This is a genomic window from Nocardiopsis sp. N85 (assembly GCF_028882275.1).
Lineage (GTDB): Bacteria > Actinomycetota > Actinomycetes > Streptosporangiales > Streptosporangiaceae > Nocardiopsis > Nocardiopsis lambiniae.
The window spans coordinates 1-15722 of record NZ_JARBUT010000023.1 but is presented as its reverse complement, the minus strand read 5'-3'; the positions used below and the strand labels follow the sequence as shown (position 1 = coordinate 15722).

Sequence of the window (15722 nt, the reverse complement as noted above, 5' to 3'; positions counted from 1 at the left end):
GGGGGGAACACGCCACGGAGCGCGGGTGACCGGATCCGGCCGGGGAACCCCACGAGACCGCGGGCGGCCCGGTGGGATGTCCCCCACCGGGCCGCCCGCGGTCGCCGACCGGTCAGTGGCCGCCCCCGGCCCAGGGCGTGTCCTCAGGGTCCTCGGCGTGGTGCGGGAGCACCACCACCGGGACGGTCGACCGGTGCAGCACACCCTGGCTGACCGACCCCAGGAAGAGCCCGCGGATGCCACCGCGCCCGCGCGACCCCACGACCACCATGTCCGACTTCTCCCCCTCCGCCGCCAGGGCCTCCACCGGGGAGACCCGGGTGCGCAGCACCGAGACGTCGACCCCCTCGGTCTCCTCACCGAGTTCGGCGAACATCGTGGAGATCATCTCGGCCGAACGCTCCTCCAGCATCTCCTCGGGCGGGGTCCATCCGGAGGCGATCATCGCCTCGGGCGCGAAGGGCGTGACCATCTCCCAGCTGTGCACCACCACGAGCGGGACCCCGTCCTCACGGGCCCGCCCGAAGGCGAACCGCAGGGCCGGCCGGGAGACCTCCGAGCCGTCCACACCGACCACGATCCGACCGGGGCGGTCGGTGCGGGACCACTCCGCCGGGACGACCACGACCGGGCAGTGCGCCCGGGCGGCCAGACGCACCGCCGTGGAACCCGTCACCGCGACCCGCAGCGCGCCCAGTCCGCGCGAACCCACCACCAGCAGGTCCTCGTGACCGGACCGCTCCAGCAGCGCCGAGGCCGGGTCGTCCATCTCCAGGAAGGTGCGCACCCGCGCGTCGGGGGCAAGGTCCCGTACCCGGGCGGCGGCCTGGGCCAAGACCTCCTCGCCGTGCGAGCGCAGCTGCTCGGTGGCCGACGGACGGGTCGGCCCCTCCGACATCACCAGCAAGGGCATCGGCAGGGCGAACACGATGTCCAGCGGGCGTTGCGTCCGTCGGACCTCGGCGGCCGCCCATTCCAGGGCCGGGCGGGCCGGTTCGGATCCGTCCACGCCCAGCACGATCTTCGGGGATCGGGGGTCATCGGGGATCATCTACGGACTCCTCGCGTCTCGGTGTTCACAAGGGATGACTGCCCGCGCACCAGGAGGGAAAACACCGCGAAGGTCCCCTCCGGGTGGGGCCGAGGGCCCCTCGCCCGGGGCCCTCGACACGTCGGTCTCACAGGTCGATGACCACCTTCACCTCCTCGACGGCGGGAGCGGTGAACACCCCGGCGGCGTCCGCCAACGGCACCCGGCGGGTGATCACGCGTTCCAGCCAGGACGGATCCGTCCCGCTCAGGGCCAGGGCCGCCTGCTCGTAGTGGCGACGGTTGGCGTTGACCGAACCGAACAGCACGTCGTTCTCCAGGACCAGGCGTCGGCCCATGACGTCGGCGTCCAGCTCCACCCGGCCGTTGCCGCCGCCCAGGCCGACGAAGCAGACGATGCCGACGGCGGCGTTGTGGACCATCGCGTCGAGGATGACGTCGCTCGCGCCGGTGGTCTCGACGATGATGTCCAGGGGCACCTCACGGGCGAGGTCCGCGACCGAACCGGTGTGGTAGGTGGCGCCCAGCGCGGTCACGAGGCCGGGTTTGGGCCCCGTGTCGACCCGGTCCAGGACGTACACGTCCAGTCCGCGCCGGACCCCCAGGAGGGCGGCGAGCAGACCGATCGGGCCGGCCCCGGTGACCAGGACGGTACGCGGTTCGAACCAGGCGCGCCGGCCGATGCGCTCGATCTGCTCCCAGGCCTTGGCGACGATGGTGGTCGGTTCCATGAGGACGCCCACGCGCTCCAGCGCGGGGTCCAGCCGCACCGCGTAGCCGGGCTCCACCGTCCACTGCTCCGCGCCGTAGCCGTGCAGTTCCTTGATACCGCGTTCGGTGAACCCCCCGTTGCGGCACATGTCGAACTCTCCGTGGCCGCACGGCCCGCAGGGCGAGGGATCGGGGCGACGCACGATGCCCACCACCAGGTCGCCGGGTGAGAAACCGCTGCCGGGCGGGGCCTGTCGGACCCGACCCAGGGATTCGTGACCCAGGACGAGACGATCGTGTCCGGGCGGGGCCGCGCCGTACTCGCCGTCGACGATCTCGCGGTCGGTGCCGCAGACGCCCAGCGCCACCCCGTCGACGAGGAGTTCGTTCTCACCGGGGACGGGCGGGTCGATCTCCTCCACCCGCACCGAGCCGATCCGCATCGGTGCCACCGTCAATGCCTTCATCCGTCCCCCGCCGTGTCAGGTGCCTCCGGGCGCGACCGCACGGCCGCACCCGGAGTGGTTCCCACGGTGAGGGCGGGCATGGTCGGGACTACGGTGTCTTGCCCCGATCCGTGACCTCCCTTGGTCACCCCGCGGCCATGTGCCGGGCGCCGCGCACACCGAACACGGCGGCCGGGCCGATGGTGGAACCCGGGCCCGGGTAGGTGCGGCCCATGACGGACGCGGAGGTGTTGCCGGCGGCGTACAGGCCCTCGATCACCGAACCGTCCTCGCGCAGGGCGCGGGCGTCGGCGTCGGTGAGGACCCCGCCCTTGGTGCCCAGGTCGCCGACGACGACGCGGAAGGCGGTGAAGGGTCCCTTCTCCAACGGACCCAGGCACGGGTTGGGGCGCACCGTCGGGTCCCCGTAGTAGCGGTCGTAGGCGGAGTCGCCGCGGTGGAAGTCGGCGTCGATCCCGGCGCGGGCGAACCCGTTGAACCGGTCGACGGTGGCGCGCAATCGGTCGGGGTCCACGTCGATGCGGTGGGCCAGGCCGGCGAGGTCGGACGCCTTGACGAGGATGCCGGCGTCGGCCATGGCCTTGTTCTTGCGCGGGTCCAGGGCGAAGGTGCGCAGGTAGCGGCGGGCGTGGCGAGCGTCCCCGATGAGCCAGAAGGCGCCGCCGCGGTCGTGTTCGAGCATGTGGTGGCCGAGGTCGACGTAGGACTCGGCCTCGTTCGCGAAGCGCTCGCCCCGGGCGTCGACCATGATCGAGTAGGGCAGGGCGCGTTCGCCCACGATGAAGGCGGGTTCGTGGCCGGGTGCGGCGGCGATGGACGCGCCCCACCAGGCGTCGTCCATGAGGTCCAGGGCGGCGCCGGCCTCGTGGGCGAGTTCGATGGGTCCGCCCAGGTCGCCGGGGTTGCCGGAGGGGTCGCCGTCGATGCCGTGGTACTTCCGGCGCCAGGCGGTGTTGTGGTCGAAGCCGCCGGCGGCGAGCATGACGCCCCGCCGGGCGCGCACCTCCACGGGGCGACCCTCGCGGACGGTGCGCACGCCCACGACGCGGCCGTTCTCGACGACGAGGGACTCCAGCGGGGACTCCAGCCACAGGGGGACCTTGAGGCGGCCGACGACGGCGCGCAGGAGGGAGACCGCCAGGCCGGCGCCGATACCGGCGAGGCGGCGGCCGCGCAGGGTGGAGAGGGCGACGCGTCGGACGACCTCCGCGCCCCGGACGAACCCGGCCGGGGTGGACCAGGCGCGTTGCAGCAGCCAGACGTCATCGGTCTTGACGGGCATGGCGGCGGGGGTGCGCAGGGTGGGCCACCAGGGGCCGGCCGCCCGGGTGTCGACGGGGTCGACCTCCACCGCGCGGCCGATCTTGCCGCCGGTGCGCTCGGGGTAGTAGTCGGGGTAGTCGGGGGCACGGGTGAAGACCACTCCGTGCCGCCGGGCGGTGTCGACCAGGTCGGCGACCCCGTCGACGAAGGCCTCCTTGCGGGCGCGGGAGGTGGCGGGCCCCTGGTCGCCGACGGTGGCCTCCAGGTAGGCCAGGGCCTCCTCCCGGGAGTCGGCGACCCCGTCGCGGCGCATGAGCGGGTTGTCGGGCAGCCACAGCCCACCGCCGGACATGGCGGTGCTGCCGCCCCACCGGTCGGTGCCCTCCAGCAGCAGGACATCCAGTCCGGCGTCGGCTGCGCCCAACGCCGTGGCGAATCCGGCTCCGCCGCTGCCGACCACGATGACGTCGTAGATGTGCTCGGACTCGGACATGGCCCACCACCTCACCTATCCGGACACGATTGTCCGGTTCTATGCTGTCAGCATGCCCTCTTCTCGCACCAGGCACAACAGGGGCCCGGCCGCGGCCTCCGACAATCGGGCCGCCGTCCTGGCCGCGGCCCGTTCGCTGTTCGCCGATCAGGGCTACCACGTGCCGCTGAACGCGATCGCGCGGGCGGCCGGGGTCGGCCAAGGGGTGCTCTACCGTCACTTCCCCACCCGACTGGACCTGGCGTTCGCGGTGTTCGAGGAGAACTTCGCCGAACTGGAGGCGCTCGCCGCCGACTCCGGACCGGAGGGCTTCGGTCGGCTGTGGCACCGGCTGGTGGAGATGACGGTGGCCGAGGCGGCGTTCGTGGAGATGGTGGTGGACGCCCGACGCGCCCTGCCCGACTACGACGGCCCCCGCCGTTTGGCCGCACTGCTGGAGGAGCCGCTGCGGCGCGCCCGGGAGACGGGGTCGGCGCCGGCCACCGCCGACCCGCGTGACGTGCTGACCGCCGTGCGGATGGTGTACGGGGTGGCGGTGACCGAGCCCGACCGGGACCACGCCCGCGCGGCGGTGGAGCGGGCGCTGGGGCTGCTGCCCCGTTGGCTTCCCCCCACCCCCGAAGGGGGGTGAACCCGACCCGGGCGGCCCTCGCCCGCTCACCCCCGGGAACGGTGCGGACCTTCCGCGACCGTGTCCCTGCGGGTCATTCCGCCGGGCGTCCGGCGCCCAGCAGGCGGGCGGTGGCGGCGTCGGCGGGGAAGAAGGATTCGATGGCCAGCTCGGAGACGGTCACGTCCAGGGGGGTCCCGAAGGTCGCCACGGTGGACAGGAACGACAGCTCCGTCCCGTCCCGGTGCAGGCGCAGGGGCACCGCGATGGGCGGGGTCCCGGACGGTTCCCCGGGGTCACCGCCCGGGTAGCCGACCAGTTCCCGGTACAGGGCGGCCAGGTCGGCGTCGCCGGTCCAGTCGACCTGGAGGCGCAGCCGGTGCAGCAGGTGGGCCCGCCACTGCCCCAGGTTGGCGATGGCGGGCGCCATACCGCGCGGGTGCAGGCCCACCCGCAGCACGTTCACGGGAGGGGCCAACAGGTCGGGGGCGACGCCTTCGAGCAGGAGGGCGGCACCGGCGTTGGCGTCGACGAGGGTCCAGTCACGGTCGATGACCACCGCCGGGTAAGGGTCGTGTCCGGCGAGCAGACGACGCACCACCTCGCGCACCGGGCCCATGTCGGCGTCGTCGAGGGTGCGTTCGGCGTAGGCGGGGGCGTATCCGGCCGCGAGCAGCAGCCGATTGCGTTCGCGCAGGGGAACGTCCAGGCACTCCCCCAGCCGCAGGATCATCTCGCGTCCGGGTCGGGAACGACCGGTCTCGACGAAACTGAGGTGACGGGCGGACACCTCGGCCCGCAGGGACAGTTCCAGCTGACTCAGTCGGCGCCGGTTGCGCCACTCCCTCAGGAGCGCGCCGACCGGCGCGGTCTCGGCCACCTCGATCACGCCATGTCCTTTCGTGTCGTCGCCCCCGGATCGTCGCGGGGAGGTCGTGCGACGGCCGCTGGTCGTGGGCGGGGCCGCTCGGGCGATCGGCACCGCCCCGCGCCGGTGGGGTCGGGGAGCCACTGGTCACCCGCGCCGACGGCCCCGGCACCCTGTCCCCCTGTTCGACCCGCGCGCGGCCGCCCCCGCGCCGGCCGTCTCCTCGCGGTGCCGGGTCAAGGCAAGGGAGTTCCATGATGATCCTCGCAGCGGGGGACACCCCGGCCTACCTCGGCCCGGTCATGGCCCTGCTCGTGGCCGCCGGCCTGATCGGTGCGCTGTTCGTCCGGCTGAGGGTGGTCCCGATCGTGGGCTTCCTCCTCGCCGGTGTGGTGATCGGCCCCACCGGCTCGGATTCGTCGCCGACGAGGAGGTCGCCCGCAACGCCGCCGACATCGGGGTGATGCTGCTGCTCTTCACCATCGGTGTGGAGTTCTCCGTCGATCGCCTCGCCCGGATCGAACGCTTCGTCCTGGGCGGGGGGACCGCCCGGGTGGCCCCGACCGTCCCGGTCGTGACCGGGATCCCGCCGGGCTCCCGGATCGTCACGGGGGCTCAGGACAGGTCGGCCCGGCGCAGGGCCACGGCCTCCAGGGCGGTCAGCACGGCGACGGCGACCGCCTGGACGACGAGGAAGGCCACGCCGAGTCCGGTGGGGTCGATGAGGAGACCCGCCGCCAGGGCCAGGCTCGCCACGACCCACACGGCGTTGACCGCGATGACGGTCCGCACGCCCGGTCGGGTCGGGCCCCGACCGCCGGCCATCAGGGCGAGCCGGGCGCCGAAGACCAGCAGGAAGATCCCGGCCGGGACCGACAGGGCGAGGGGGAGGCCCAGGAGGCCGGTCAGCCACGGGGAGGCGGCGGTGAGCAGTACCCCGGAGGCGAGGCAGGCGGCGGCGTCGACGCCCAGCACGAGACGGAGCGGGCGGACGGCGTCGATGCCGGCGGAGGCGGTACGGGAGGTCATGATGGTTCCCTTCCGGGTGGTGTCGTTGACATCACCGAGCATCCCGGGCGGAGGGAAGGACGTCGATTACCCCGCAGGTAAGGGGGACGGTGATCGCTGCCCGGATCCCGGCCGTCACCTGCGGGAACGCCGAGCGGATCTTCCCGAACGGAGCGGCACGACGGAGCGAGGCGGTGCGGGACCGGCGGGGAACGACCCCGCATACCCCTACCCCGTTGAGGAACATAGACTGGCGTCGTGACCGTGACGACGCAGCGACGACACATCCCGGGGATCCCCCCGTGGGTGCGGGCGCTCCTGCTCACGGTGCTGCTGCTGGGTTTCGGGACGATGCACACGCTCGGCCACGCCGCCCACGGCGAAGACGCCTCGGCCGCGCACGCGGGCGGCGGACACGCGGTCTCCGGCGCGACCGTGGAACCGGTCGCCCCTACCGCAGAGACCACCTCGGGAGCCCTCCCGGAACTGGACCCCTCGTCGGTGTGTCCGGCGATGAAGGGTCCCGGCCTGCCGCTGTCCGGGCTCTACGTCACGGCGTTCGCGTCCTGGCCCGAACCCGCTCCGGCCATCGCGGTGCCCGTCCTGCGTCGCGGCGACCCGCCCTCGGTGAGGGCCGGGAACCGGCCCTGCCTCTCCGAGCTCCAAGTGCTCCGTATATAGGATCCGCGCGGACACCGGGGATCGTTCGAGCCCGTGGTGTCCGCCTCTCACCACCCACGGAAAGCACCCGTATCGAGAGGATTCGAGGTCGACATGACCTTCTTCGAGCGTGCCCTGACCGGCACCGCGGCCACCCTGATCACCGCCTTCGCCCTGACCGCCTGCGGTGCCCCGGAGGCACCGGAGACGTCCGAGACGCCCACCGCCGAGCAGAGCACGGCGGAGTTCAACGACGCCGACGTGCGCTTCGCGCGGATGATGATCCCGCACCACGAGCAGGCGGTCGTCATGGCCGACCTGGCCGAGACCCGCGCCGGCGACGAGGTGGCGGATCTGGCCGAACGGATCCGCGACGCCCAGGGGCCCGAGATCGAGCGGATGAACGGGATGTTGGAGTCCTGGGGCGTCGAGTCCGGGCCGCACATGGACGAGTCCGGGCCGCACATGGACATGGACCACGGGAACATGATGGAGGGCATGCTCTCCGAGGAGCAGATGGACGAACTGGAGTCGGCCGAGGGCGAGGAGTTCGACCGGCTGTTCCTGGAGTACATGATCGAGCACCACGAGGGCGCGGTGGCGATGGCCGAGGCCGAGATCGCCGACGGGGTCGACGCCGAGGCCCGCGAGCTGGCCCAGGAGATCGTGGACGCCCAGGAGGCGGAGATCGAGGAGATGCGCGGGATGCTCGACCCCGAAGCGGGCCCGACCTCCTAGCGACGGGGGCCGACGCCCCACGGCCCGGCCGCCCGTGTCGGCGGCCGGGCCGGCGGTCAACGGCGAGCGCCCCGCCAGGAGCGGCGTCCGCCGGTGGCGGAGCCGTAGCCGGCCAGGTGCAGGGCGAGGAAGATCAGCCCGGCGAGGGCCAGCGTGGTGGGGGTCAGGAGCCCGGCGATACCGAAGCCGATCAGCTCGAACAGCAGGGCCAGACCGAAAAGGACGGCCGCGATGGTGGCCGACATGAGAACCTCCCGAGGTCGTCGGTGTCGATGGTGACCTCCGCCTACCCCCGGTCCCGACGTCCAATCCCGGTCGTGGCGACGGAATCGGCCTCAGCCCAGGTCGGAGCCGCTGAGATTCGTCGGGGAAGGCGACGGTCCCGCGTGGCGGACCGACGTCTCAGGCCCCGGTGACCAGGACGGCGGCGCCCGCGGAACGGCCCGCCTTGAGATCCTCCAGTGCCCGCGGCGCCTCCTCCCACGGGTACACGGCGGTGGTCACCGACAACGGGACCGTCTCGGCGATCGCCGGGGAGGCGCGGGCGTCGGTGCGGGTGTCGGGGTGACGCCGCGCGGTTCGCGCTCCTGGAACAGGTGATCGCGGTGGTTCAGCGGCGGGACGTCGCCGAGGTGGATGCCCGCCGGCGACAGCACCCCGCCCCGGTCCAGGGCGGCCGACGCCACCGGGACCGGGTCCCCCGACGGGCGCGGAGAGGATCGCGGCGTCCAGAGGTTCGGGAGGGGGTTCGCGCGCTCCGCGGGCGGAGGCCGCTCCCGGTTCCGGTGCCGGCCGCCGGGCCCGTTCGCCCCGCGTGAGCACGTGGACGCGGGCGCCCCGGGCCGGCGCGCGACCTGCGCGGCCGGGTGGGCGCTGCCGCCGAACCCGTACACGCCGAGCCTGCCGCCCTCCGGCGGGAACGCCCGCCGCAGAGCGCGGTATCCGATGATGCCCGCGCACGGCAGCGGGGCGAGGTCGCGGTGCTCGTGGCCGGCGGGCAGGGAATGGTCGTGGGCGGCGGGGACCACGGTGTACTCGGCGTGACCGCTGTCGGCTCCCGGTCGGTGTGGCGGGATCCGGGACACGGGTTCTCGTCGCCGCGCACGCGGAGCCGGCAGCGGCCGCAGGTGTGCCGCGACCAGGCCACCCCGACCGTCGCCCCCACGGCGGGCCCGGTGACGCCCTCCCCCACCGCGACGACCCCGTGTCCGGGCACCACCCGCGGCCGGTGGACGGGGAGACCGCCCTCGACGACGTGCGGGTCGGTCCGGCACACCCCGCAGGCGAGCACTCTCACCAGGGGTTCGCCGGGGCCGGGCGAGGGCACGGCGCGGCGCACCCGCCGCCGGGGCCCGCCCTCGATCGGTCCCGGCACGTCGACCTCCCAGGCCGTCATCCCCCTGTGCTCCGCGTCGGCGTGGCCCACCTCCTCCGTGCCCCTGCCCGTTCCCGCCGTGAGGCCCGGGAACGCCCGTCGGATCGGCGAAATATGTCCATGAATGCGTGGAACGCGCGAACCCTTCTCCAACGATGGGAGTCATAAAAGCCAGAGGAACAAGGCGTTCCGGACGAAATGAGGAACCCGACGTGATGGGCACGATCCCCCGATCGGTACCGCGCCGATACGGCATCGGACTGGTGGTACTGGCACTCGCGGTGACCGCCTGCACCTCCGAGGGAGGCGACGGACCGGCCGGTGAGCCGGTGCCCGACGCCGATTCCGCGGTGCTCACCATCACCCCGGAGAACGGGACCGAGGCCGTCGCGCCCAACACACCGATCACGGTGAGCACGGAGGACGGCGCGATCTCCGAGGTCGTGGTCGACCAGGTGGTGCCCGACCAGGCCGAGGAGGACGTCTCCCCCTTCGAGATGACCGGGACCCTCAACGAGGAGGGCACCGAGTGGACCAGTGACTGGAACCTGGCGCCGGGTGCGCAGGTCACGGTGACGGCCACCGCCGAGGACGGAGCGGGTGGCACCAGCGAGCTGGTCCACGAGTTCACCACCGAGGCGGCGGTGCCGGGGCAGCGCCTGGAGGTGGCCTACAACCACCCCACCTCCGGCGACACCGTGGGCGTGGGCATGCCGATCGTCGTCGGGTTCGACCTGCCGGTCACGAACAAGGCCGCCGTGGAGAACTCCATGAAGGTCGTCTCCGAGCAGGGCGTGGCCGGCTCGTGGCGGTGGCTCGACGACAAGACGGCCGCCTTCCGCACGGAGGAGCGCTGGGAGCCCTACCAGGAGGTGGCCGTCGAACTGCGGCTGGCCGGGGTGGAGGCCTCCGACGGCGTCTACGGCGTGCAGGATCGCCACCTGCGGTTCGAGGTCGGCCGCGAGCTGTTGGTCGACATGAACGTGCCCGACCACGAGGCCGTGGTGACGATCGACGGGGAGGAGGTGCGCACCATCCCGGTGAGCAACGGCGACGGGACCTCGAACTTCTCCACCACCAGCAGCGGCCTCCACGTGCTCATGGAGCGGTACGAGACGCTGCTCATGGACTCCGACACCGTGGACCTGCCCGCGGGACGCGACGGGTACAGCACCACGGTGCGGTACGCGATCCGCACCTCCAACAGCGGCGAGTTCTTCCACGAGGCGTCCTACAACACCAACATCGGCAGCGCCAACACCTCCAACGGGTGCACCAACATGCGGTTGGACGACGCCGAGTGGTTCTTCGAGAACACGCTGGCCGGCGACATCGTGGAGACCACCGGTACCGACCGTGTCAAGGAGTGGTACAACGGCTGGGGTTACTGGCAGCTGAGCTGGGACGAGTGGCTCTCCGAGAGCGCCACCGGCGAGCCCCAGGTCACCGACGGCGCCAACCCGCCGCGCTCCCCCCACGGCGGGGAGTAGGTGACTCCCCCGGGACACGGCCCTCCCGGGGCCGTGTCCCGGGGAGGGCCGTCCCCCCACCGGATCGCGCCGCGGACTCCTCGGCGTCACCAGCGGGGGTCCTGCCGGGGGCCCGCCGGCCGACGAGGACCTCGCGCGACTCCCGCACCACGGCGTTCCGGGCCCCCGCGCGTCCCGTTGATGGACTCGTTCCGGACGCGCGGCCCCTGACCGGGGCGAGCGGTCACTCGGCGAGGTCCTGGACCTCGCCGTAGGGGATCGCCGGTGGGAACGGGCGCCCGTCGCGAACGGCCAGGGCGGTGTCGAGGGTACGTTCGAGGGCGGACCGGTACAGCAGGGAGCCCGTGCTGATGCGGGCGACCCCCAGGTTCCCGAGCCGACGGCGGGTGAGGGCCGGGGTGGCGAGGACGTTGAGGGGCCGGGCGATCCCGAGGGCGACGGCCTCGATGACCCCCGGGTCGGCGGTGCCGGGCAGGAACACGCCGTCCGCGCCGGCGTCGGCGTAGGCCGAGAGGCGGTCGAGCGCGGCGTGGAGGTCGCTGCCGCCGAGCCAGTGGACGTCGGTGCGGGCGTTGACGAACACGGTCGGGGCGGCGGTCTTGATCGCGACGATCTTCCGGGCGGCCAGATCCGGGGCGATGAGTTCGCCGCGCGTGCTGTCCTCGATGTTCACCCCGTCGACGCCCAGGCCGACGACGAACTCGGCGACGGCGGTCGGATCGTCGGAGAACCCGTCCTCGATGTCCACGGTCACGTAGCGGCCCAGCCGCGCGGCGGTGATGTCGTGGGCGAGGCGGGTCGTGGCCTCCCGCGCGGCGCGGGAGCCGTCGACCAGGCCGTGCGCGGCCGCGACCCCCAGACTCGTGGTGCCGATCGCGGGGAAGTCCTGTCGGGCGAGCAGCCCGGCCGAGGCGAGGTCCCACGCGTTGGGCAGCACGAACGGGTGGCCGGGGCGGTGGAGGTCGGCGAACGTCATCGGTGGACCCTCCTTCGAGTGGATACCGCCCATCGTAGAGGTGCCCGACGACGGGAGCCCGTGATCGTCGACGTCCCCGCGCGCCCCCGCGGCCGAGGACATTCGCGGCCCACGGCGGTCGCCGCCCCGAGGCCGACGCGGGAGGACGCCGAGGCGCCGTCCGGGCCCGACCCCCACGGGAGCGAACGGCGGCCGGGCCACGGCACCGACTCCGACTCCGACTCCGACAACGGGATAGTATGGACGGTATAGTTATTGGTTGCATGAGGAAGGCGTCGCATGATCGAGATCCTGAACCCCGCCAAACTGGCCCGAGCGAAGGAGGCGGGCGCACTGGTCGCCGACATCCTCCAGACGCTGAGGAGACGTGGCACGGTCGGCACGAACCTCCTGGACATCGACCGGTGGGCCAAGGCCATGATCATCGAGGCCGGCGCACGGTCCTGCTACGTCGACTACGCGCCCTCCTTCGGACGCGGGCCGTTCGGCCACTACATCTGCACGGCCGTCAACGACGCCGTGCTCCACGGGCGGCCGTACGACTACACGCTCGCCGACGGCGATCTGCTGACGCTCGACCTCGCCGTCTCCCAAGGCGGGATCGCCGCGGACTCCGCCATCAGCTTCATCGTGGGCGACTCCAAGCCCTCGGAGAGCGTCGCGATGATCAGCGCGACCGAGCGCGCGCTGGCCGCGGGGATCGCCGCCGCCGAACCCGGGGCCCGCGTCGGCGATATCTCCCACGCCATCGGCACGGTCCTCACCGAGGCGGGGTACCCGATCAACACCGAGTTCGGAGGCCACGGCATCGGATCGACGATGCACCAGGACCCGCACGTCGCCAACACCGGACGGCCCGGCCGTGGGTACAGACTGCGCCCCGGGCTGCTGCTGGCACTGGAGCCGTGGGTCATGGCGGACACCGCCGAACTCGTCACCGACGCCGACGGGTGGACGCTCCGGAGCGCGACGGGCTGCCGTACGGCGCACAGCGAGCACACGATCGCCATCACCGACGACGGAGCGGAGATCCTCACCCTGCCGGAGCAGGCGCGACCCTGAGGTCGAAGCCGCCCCGCCCGGGGCACCGCGTCCACCCGCAGCGGTGTCCCGGAACGCGACGGCGACGAGCGCCGGCGGCCGTGATCGACGCACCGGCCGGGGCGGGCACGACCCGGCCCGGCGAACGCGACGCCTCGCAACCGCTCGGCCGGGTCACCGTCAACGCGCGTCCCACTCGTACGGGGGTGCCTCGGAGCGCGCCCAGGCGTGCAGGCCGTCCAGGAAGACCCGGCAGCGGTGGACCGTCTCGGCCACCGCCTCCCGTCCACCCTCCACGGGCGCGCCGCCGGTGTCGTCGAGGCCGGCCGCGAGCATGCGCTCCACCTCCTCCACCGCCCGGCGGTCGTGGTCGTCCGGCCGGGGATCCCGCAGTCGGCGGACGACCTCACCGGTCAGGTAGGTGTCGGCGATCGTCCGTTGCAGGCGGGTCAGCGCCAGGTCCAGCGTCTGGGCCGACGTGCGCAGCGAGGGCTCGTGACCGCTCGCCACGAGCGCGGCCACCGTCGCCTCGGCCATGTGGCGCAGCGCGGGCTCGGGGTCGTACTCGTCCCGACGGGACCGGTAGGTGAACGCCACCAGCGGGTACCGGTGCACCAGCTCGTCCACCTCGCGTAGGACCGCCGCCCAGTCCCGGCACTGCGTGCGGGTGTCGGAGGCGCCGCCGTCGGACAGGTGCTCCGCGAACATGGTGACGCCGCCCCGGTCGCGTGTGTCGTCGTGGACCGAGAGCGCGAACCGGTTGCGCGTGGACACACCACCGATGACCTCGATGGCGTAGGTCGCCATCCCGGTGAACAGGGTGAAGCCGACCGCCGCGCCCACCAGTGAGACCGCCTGACCGGAGACCGTGAGCGGGGTGAGGTCGCCGTAGCCCAGGACGGTGATCGTGCCGCCCGCGAAGTAGAGGGCGTCGGCGAAGCCGGCGGGACCCATGTCCGTCTGGATCTCGAAGCCCTCCTCCAGCATCGGCCACACGGCCAAGGCCAGGCCGAGGATGAGCAGGGTGATCCAGACCAGGAAGGTCGAGGCCACGATCAGCGGTCCGGCCAGGGCGAGCACCCGCCTCTCCACCCGGGGCAGGCGCGCGCCCGCCACGGCCACGGAGCGCCACACCACCTTGCGGACCCGACCGGCCACCAGCCCTTCGGCGTCCGGATGGAGCACGGTGGCGGCGGCGTCACAGACGGCCGACACCACGATCAACAGACCCAGAAGTGAAACGAAGACCATGCCCGACGCCTACCCGCCCACGCCTCCGATAGCCGGCGCGTCGGGTGCCGCGCGTCACGCCCGCCCGGAGGCCATCACGACCGGCCCGGCGCGGAGGCCCTCGAAGCCTCTCCCGGCAGAGGCCGCTCCCCGTGCGACCCGCGATCCGGGACGTGCCACGACATCGACTCCCCGGAGCGGGCACCGCCTCGGTGGGCGCGTCCCACCGGCGGTGCGGTGGCCCGGACGGGCGAGCGGGGCGCCGGAGCGCGGTCGGCCCGCACGCGGTCACCGCCGGCGGAAGCGGGGCACCGCCGGGCCGTCACAGGCAGCCGCCGAGCTCGCAGATGTCGGCGCGCGAGGTGGACACCTTCAGGTCGTCGTACCAGATGTAGCCGTCGTTGGCCGGGGCGAACCCCTCGGTGGAACCGCCGAAGAAGGTGGAGAGGGGTGCGCCGTCCACCAGATCGTCGTTGGTCACCAGACGCAGGCCGGTGACCAGCGCGGCGGACTCTCCGTTGTAGAAGGCCTCGATCTCCCCGTCGGGAACGGCGCGACCGTCGGCCACCGTGTTGACCCGGAGCCGCTGTGCGATGTGCACCCACTCGCCCCGGGGGTGGTGGATGTCGTCGCCGTCGGCGCGCAGGGGCAGTCGGTCGCCGTATTCTCCCTTCTTGTCCATGTGGTAGTAGTACAGCGCCGCCTGGCCGTCGCGGCCCCAGACCACGCGTGAGCTGTAACCGTTCTCGCCGTCGCAGACCTGCCCGCCCGAGCAGCCCCTGCCCCCGGTCAGTCCGAACCCCAGTTTTCCGCCGAACGAGGTGGTCCCCCAGCTGAAGTCCTCGCTGAAGCGGGCCCAGAAGGACAGGTGGTACTCACGCCCGGGGGCGAGCCGGAACCGCGCCAAAGCGCCGGATTCCCGAGGGCCGATCTTCCCCGCGGGGTAGAACACGCGCAGCGACTTCTCGCCTCCACGGGCGGGTACCGAGTCGTCGATGACGGTGTGCTCGTCCAGGCCCACGCCACGGGCGGCGGACCACCCGTCCTTCTCCCATTCCTCCAGGGAGTAGACGCTGCCCGCGGGCAGGCGTTCGAAGGTGTTGTGCCGGTACGTGGGCGAGGGCGCGTCCTCCGCCGCCGCGGGAGCGGCGCCCCACGCGGTGGAGACGAGCGCGGAGGCGAGGGCGAAGGCGAGCGTGGAGGCGAGCAGGGCCCTGGCGGCCGTCATGGGCTCTCCGTTTCACAGCGACGGATCGGGTGGTGCCGCCGCATCGGCCGTCCAGGAGAGCCGACGCCTCGGCGATACGGCCATCCTCTTCTGCGGACCGTGCTCGGGCGGTGCACGACACGGGCGATCCCCCGCCCCGTCCTCGTGACCGGCGCCCGGACGCCGAGGTCCGGCCTTCCGGCCCGGTCACGGGCCCTGGTCCACCGGTGAACGACGACCACCACCACGCACGGCGCACCGGCGCCGCCGATCCGTGCCGAGGGGCCGATGGGGGCCGTCCCGCCGCCGGACTCCCCCGGAAGACCCGGCCGCCCTCACGCACAGGCGGGTCTGCGCGCGGGGCTCCCGCCCGGACCGCCGGGCACACGGGACGGTCGGCTCACCGGCACATCCGGTCGATCACGTCCTCGAAGTCCGGGAACTCCTCCCGTGCGAGGCGAAGGATCTCCTGTGTCAATGGCCAGTGTGTTTGGCTCTGATCCAATCTCTGTGAAGCCGCCACACGGAGTGAGCA

16 protein-coding genes and 1 pseudogene are annotated in these 15722 nt (G+C 73.1%); 6 read left to right on the top strand and 11 right to left on the bottom strand.

Going from position 1 to position 15722, the window contains the following annotated elements:
• Positions 1-112: 112 nt before the first annotated feature.
• The 3 genes from PWG71_RS24505 to PWG71_RS24495 all read right to left on the bottom strand — a co-directional run bounded on the left by PWG71_RS24505 (position 113) and on the right by PWG71_RS24495 (position 3984).
• Positions 113-1051 (bottom strand): universal stress protein, encoded by a 939-nt coding sequence (locus tag PWG71_RS24505; protein ID WP_274812345.1) that lies wholly within the window; start codon positions 1049-1051, stop codon positions 113-115.
• A gap of 127 nt (positions 1052-1178) precedes the next feature.
• The gene (locus PWG71_RS24500; protein ID WP_274812344.1) at positions 1179-2228 is read right to left on the bottom strand and encodes a glucose 1-dehydrogenase; all 1050 of its coding nucleotides are present in this window, start codon (positions 2226-2228) and stop codon (positions 1179-1181) included.
• Between the two features lie 124 nt (positions 2229-2352).
• Complete coding sequence (locus PWG71_RS24495; RefSeq protein WP_274812343.1) at positions 2353-3984, bottom strand: FAD-dependent oxidoreductase; 1632 nt, start codon at positions 3982-3984, stop codon at positions 2353-2355.
• A gap of 52 nt (positions 3985-4036) precedes the next feature.
• On the opposite strand from PWG71_RS24495, the gene PWG71_RS24490 reads away from it, so the two are divergent.
• Positions 4037-4615, top strand: coding sequence for a TetR/AcrR family transcriptional regulator (locus PWG71_RS24490; protein ID WP_274812342.1), 579 nt, complete (start codon positions 4037-4039; stop codon positions 4613-4615).
• Between the two features lie 73 nt (positions 4616-4688).
• Here the strand turns inward: PWG71_RS24490 and PWG71_RS24485 are convergent, their stop codons facing one another.
• The gene (locus PWG71_RS24485) at positions 4689-5483 is read right to left on the bottom strand and encodes a helix-turn-helix domain-containing protein (RefSeq protein WP_446725096.1); all 795 of its coding nucleotides are present in this window, start codon (positions 5481-5483) and stop codon (positions 4689-4691) included.
• A 233-nt stretch (positions 5484-5716) separates the two neighbouring features.
• Here PWG71_RS24485 and PWG71_RS24480 point away from each other — a divergent pair, with 233 nt between their 5' ends.
• Positions 5717-5926: a hypothetical protein gene (locus PWG71_RS24480; protein WP_274812341.1), complete on the top strand. Its 210-nt coding sequence runs from the start codon at positions 5717-5719 to the stop codon at positions 5924-5926.
• A 151-nt stretch (positions 5927-6077) separates the two neighbouring features.
• On the opposite strand, the gene PWG71_RS24475 is transcribed toward PWG71_RS24480, so the two are convergent.
• A complete protein-coding gene (locus PWG71_RS24475) occupies positions 6078-6491 on the bottom strand; it encodes a hypothetical protein (RefSeq protein ID WP_274812340.1) in 414 nt (137 codons plus the stop codon).
• A 237-nt stretch (positions 6492-6728) separates the two neighbouring features.
• Here PWG71_RS24475 and PWG71_RS24470 point away from each other — a divergent pair, with 237 nt between their 5' ends.
• Positions 6729-7151: a hypothetical protein gene (locus tag PWG71_RS24470; protein WP_274812339.1), complete on the top strand. Its 423-nt coding sequence runs from the start codon at positions 6729-6731 to the stop codon at positions 7149-7151.
• Positions 7152-7244: 93 nt separating this feature from the next.
• A complete protein-coding gene (locus tag PWG71_RS24465; RefSeq protein ID WP_274812338.1) occupies positions 7245-7868 on the top strand; it encodes a DUF305 domain-containing protein in 624 nt (207 codons plus the stop codon).
• 56 nt (positions 7869-7924) lie between these two features.
• Here the strand turns inward: PWG71_RS24465 and PWG71_RS24460 are convergent, their stop codons facing one another.
• The 3 genes and pseudogenes from PWG71_RS24460 to PWG71_RS28715 form a co-directional block, all read right to left on the bottom strand.
• Positions 7925-8113: a hypothetical protein gene (locus tag PWG71_RS24460; protein WP_274812337.1), complete on the bottom strand. Its 189-nt coding sequence runs from the start codon at positions 8111-8113 to the stop codon at positions 7925-7927.
• Between the two features lie 255 nt (positions 8114-8368).
• The gene (locus PWG71_RS28720; protein ID WP_342456005.1) at positions 8369-8953 is read right to left on the bottom strand and encodes a hypothetical protein; all 585 of its coding nucleotides are present in this window, start codon (positions 8951-8953) and stop codon (positions 8369-8371) included.
• 56 nt (positions 8954-9009) lie between these two features.
• Positions 9010-9264 (bottom strand): annotated as a pseudogene (locus PWG71_RS28715) (alcohol dehydrogenase catalytic domain-containing protein); the annotation flags it as partial.
• 191 nt (positions 9265-9455) lie between these two features.
• Here PWG71_RS28715 and PWG71_RS24450 point away from each other — a divergent pair.
• Positions 9456-10733: an Ig-like domain-containing protein gene (locus tag PWG71_RS24450; protein WP_446725095.1), complete on the top strand. Its 1278-nt coding sequence runs from the start codon at positions 9456-9458 to the stop codon at positions 10731-10733.
• Positions 10734-10956: 223 nt separating this feature from the next.
• On the opposite strand, the gene PWG71_RS24445 is transcribed toward PWG71_RS24450, so the two are convergent.
• Positions 10957-11709 carry an isocitrate lyase/PEP mutase family protein gene (locus tag PWG71_RS24445; protein ID WP_274812335.1) on the bottom strand — a complete coding sequence of 251 codons (753 nt, stop codon included), beginning with the start codon at positions 11707-11709 and terminating at the stop codon, positions 10957-10959.
• Between the two features lie 279 nt (positions 11710-11988).
• On the opposite strand from PWG71_RS24445, the gene map reads away from it, so the two are divergent.
• Complete coding sequence (map, locus tag PWG71_RS24440) at positions 11989-12771, top strand: type I methionyl aminopeptidase (protein ID WP_274812334.1); 783 nt, start codon at positions 11989-11991, stop codon at positions 12769-12771.
• 159 nt (positions 12772-12930) lie between these two features.
• Here the strand turns inward: map and PWG71_RS24435 are convergent, their stop codons facing one another.
• Positions 12931-14001, bottom strand: a complete 1071-nt coding sequence (locus PWG71_RS24435) for a potassium channel family protein (protein WP_274812333.1) — start codon at positions 13999-14001, stop codon at positions 12931-12933.
• 301 nt (positions 14002-14302) lie between these two features.
• Entirely contained in the window at positions 14303-15208 is a 906-nt protein-coding gene (locus PWG71_RS24430) for a polysaccharide lyase (protein WP_274812332.1), read from the bottom strand.
• Positions 15209-15722 lie beyond the last annotated feature (514 nt).